This window comes from Escherichia sp. AM3 (genome assembly GCF_032029835.1).
GTDB lineage: Bacteria > Pseudomonadota > Gammaproteobacteria > Enterobacterales > Enterobacteriaceae > Escherichia > Escherichia coli.
The window spans coordinates 1-503 of sequence record NZ_JAVUPQ010000540.1; the positions used below are offsets into that span (position 1 = coordinate 1).

Sequence of the window (503 nt, forward strand, 5' to 3'; positions counted from 1 at the left end):
GCTTAATATCATAGTGAGTAGTTTCAACGACCTGGAGGACATATTTTCACAAAGGTCAGGGCAATCATGACAGAGCAGAAACGACCGGTACTGACACTGAAACGGAAAACGGAAGGGGAAACACCGACCCGGAGCCGGAAAACCATCATCAATGTCACCACGCCACCAAAATGGAAGGTGAAAAAGCAGAAACTGGCGGAGAAGGCTGCCCGGGAAGCAGAGCTGGCGGCCAAGAAAGCACAGGCCAGACAGGCGCTGTCCATTTATCTGACGCTGCCCTCGCTGGATGAGGCGGTGAACACTCTGAAACCCTGGTGGCCGGGATTGTTTGACGGTAACACGCCCCGGCTTCTGGCCTGCGGTATCCGGGACGTGTTACTGGAAGACGTGGCGCAGCGGAATATCCCGCTCTCGCATAAAAAACTGCGCCGGGCGCTGAAGGCCATCACCCGTTCAGAAAGCTATCTGTGTGCCATGAAAGCCGGTGCCTGCCGGTATGACAC

At 55.5% G+C, this 503-nt stretch carries 1 protein-coding gene; it reads left to right on the plus strand.

Features of this window, described 5'->3' with window-relative positions; genetic code table 11:
• Positions 1–66: 66 nt before the first annotated feature.
• The coding region (locus tag RTW80_RS27110; RefSeq protein ID WP_312721187.1) for a fertility inhibition protein FinO at positions 67–503 on the plus strand (437 nt) is incomplete at its 3' end.